The sequence below is a fragment of the Bartonella sp. MM97QHHN genome, assembly GCF_042194285.1.
Taxonomy (GTDB): Bacteria; Pseudomonadota; Alphaproteobacteria; order Rhizobiales; family Rhizobiaceae; genus Bartonella.
The window spans coordinates 1-2,706 of the sequence record NZ_JBHIMS010000088.1 but is presented as its reverse complement, the minus strand read 5'-3'; the positions used below and the strand labels follow the sequence as shown (position 1 = coordinate 2,706).

Below are 2,706 nucleotides of genomic sequence, written 5' to 3'. Positions count from 1 at the left end.
CAATGCCCGTGTTTATGAGAATGCCAATGTTCTTTTAGCAGCTGCGATTTATGGCAACGCCAAGGTTTGTGGTAATGCGCATGTATTTGGCAATGCCAAGGTTTGTGATGAAGCTGCGGTTTTTGGTAATGCTTACGTTTACGATAATATCCATGTTTATGGCAGCGCCAAGGTTTATGGCAACGCCAAGGTTTGTGGTTATGCCAAGGTTTGTGATGCTGCTAAGGTGTTCGGTCATGCCGTGGTTTATGGTAAGGCCAAGATTTATGGAAATGCATATGTTTGCGGCACTGAAGAATATGGTGGCGACAGAGTTTATATGTGTTCACATAATGCAAATGAAGCGCATAAGAATGATGATGGTAAGCCTCGTGTAGAGCTTATACCGCCGTTGGCACTGCTTGAAATTGGTAAAGTTTTAGAGTTTGGGGCAAAGAAGTACGGAGCAAACAATTGGCGTAATGGCATGCACTGGAGCAGGTTACACGGTGCTGCTTTACGTCATTTATTAGCATGGTTTGGTGGAGAGCATAAGGATGCTGAGAGTGATTTATCACACTTGGCACATGCGGCTTGTTGCATTCTTTTTTTAATGGAATGCGAAGCACAACAGATTGGTCATGATGACCGCCCTCATAAAAATTAAAGGAGATAAAGATGAGTTCGAATGAGATTTTATGGATAGCAGTGGTTTCAGTTTTGCTCTTAAGCGGAGTGATGTTTCGTATTGCTTTGTATTATCGCGCGCAGGTTAAGGCTCTTTCAGAGGAGATTCAATATCTTATGGCAAGAGTAAAAAAGGTAAATACTGATTTTATATTAGGGAATAGAAATATAATTTATGAANCGTATTGCTTTGTATTATCGCGCGCAGGTTAAGGCTCTTTCAGAGGAGATTCAATATCTTATGGCAAGAGTAAAAAAGGTAAATACTGATTTTATATTAGGGAATAGAAATATAATTTATGAATGTGATGCGGATATAGGAAAGTCTGAAGCAGAAATTAAACAACTGAAGCAAGAGATTGAAGAACGTGACGAGGAAATTAAACAACTGAAACAAAAGACTGAAGAGCATGAAAAGGCGTTCAGAAATGTAAGTGAAGTTGTAATGACACTCGAAGCAGATGTTCAATCACGTGATACGGAAATTAAAGAACTAAAACAAAAGATAGATGCGTATCGAGAAGATTTTACNATGTGATGCGGATATAGGAAAGTCTGAAGCAGAAATTAAACAACTGAAGCAAGAGATTGAAGAACGTGACGAGGAAATTAAAGAACTGAAACAAAAGATAGATGCGTACCGAGAAGAGTTTAAACGGAAAAGTGAAAAGATACAGGCACTAAAAGCAGATGTTCAATCACGCGACGAGGAAATTAAAGAATTGAAGCAAGAGATTGAAGAACGCGACGACGAGGAAATTAAACAACTGAAGCAAGAGATTAAAGAACGCGACGAGGAAGTTGNAGGAAATTAAAGAATTGAAGCAAGAGATTGAAGAACGCGACGACGAGGAAATTAAACAACTGAAGCAAGAGATTAAAGAACGTGACGAGAAAATTCAAAGACTAACACAAGAGCTTAAACAGCGTGATGAAGCAGTAAAAGCGCCGCTTCATAAGAATAAGAAGAGTAAGAAGAAGGGTAAGTGAGGAGTGGATAAGATGACAGTTAAAAAGAAGTATGAATCTACTGATGAAACAATCGAAGTTAATGGAGTTACGCTTCACCGTATACGTGCTTTAAGAAATTTTAGAGATGTGTACGCAGGTGACTTAGGTGGCTTTATTGAAAATGAAAGCAATTTAAGTCATGAGGGAGACTGNTTGAAAGACTAACACAAGAGCTTAAACAGCGTGATGAAGCAGTAAAAGCGCCGCTTCATAAGAATAAGAAGAGTAAGAAGAAGGGTAAGTGAGGAGATAGAGGTGGAAGATATGATACTTAAAAAGAAGTATGAATCTACTGATGAAACAATCGAAGTTAATGGAGTTACGCTTCACCGTATACGTGCTTTAAGAAATTTTAGAGATGTGTACGCAGGTGACTTAGGTGGCTTTATTGAAAATGAAAGCAATTTAAGTCATGAGGGAGACTGTTGGGTTGGGGACGATGCAAAGGTTTATGGTAGTGCTAGGGTTTACGGTCGAGCCAAGGTTTTTGGTAATGCCAACGTTTATGATAACGCTCATGTTTATGGCAATGCCATTGTTTATTTTGATGCTAAAGTTTTTGATAATGCACATGTATACGGTACAGCAATAATTTGTGAAAATGCCCGTGTGTGTGGTGATGCATGGATTGATACAGGTTTTATTAGTGGTTGTGATTTAGTTAATAGTAGTAAAAAGAAATACGAACTTACAGACGATACAGTTGATCTCGGTCCTTTCAAGTTACACCGAATACGAGCATTGAGAAGCTTTGGCAAAGTAAAGAAAGGTGATTTAGGTGGCTGGGTAGAGAGTGAAGAGAACCTCAGTCACGAAGGTAATTGTTGGATTAGTGGTTTAGGGGCTGTTTTTGGTGGCGGCAGATTACGTGGTGATCACCTAGTTCCAAACTTTAATTACATTTCCAATACGACTTATAAATTGTCTATGTTAACACCACAACAATACATGGCATCTCTACCTTGGCACCGTAGAATATGGGAGCGACTCCGTTATTATTGGGAGTGCGGAATATGGCTTTAGAGCTTC

At 39.1% G+C, this 2,706-nt stretch carries 3 protein-coding genes; all 3 read left to right on the top strand.

Going from position 1 to position 2,706, the window contains the following annotated elements; translation table 11 throughout:
- The first annotated feature begins 319 nt into the window (after positions 1 to 319).
- The 3 genes from ACFIJW_RS07125 to ACFIJW_RS07115 all read left to right on the top strand — a co-directional run bounded on the left by ACFIJW_RS07125 (position 320) and on the right by ACFIJW_RS07115 (position 2,700).
- Positions 320 to 646 (top strand): dATP/dGTP diphosphohydrolase domain-containing protein, encoded by a 327-nt coding sequence (locus ACFIJW_RS07125; RefSeq protein WP_375610982.1) that lies wholly within the window; start codon positions 320 to 322, stop codon positions 644 to 646.
- An 839-nt stretch (positions 647 to 1,485) separates the two neighbouring features.
- Positions 1,486 to 1,656: a hypothetical protein gene (locus ACFIJW_RS07120; protein ID WP_375633773.1), complete on the top strand. Its 171-nt coding sequence runs from the start codon at positions 1,486 to 1,488 to the stop codon at positions 1,654 to 1,656.
- A gap of 285 nt (positions 1,657 to 1,941) precedes the next feature.
- A complete protein-coding gene (locus ACFIJW_RS07115; RefSeq protein ID WP_375633774.1) occupies positions 1,942 to 2,700 on the top strand; it encodes a hypothetical protein in 759 nt (252 codons plus the stop codon).
- The last annotated feature ends 6 nt before the right edge of the window (positions 2,701 to 2,706 follow it).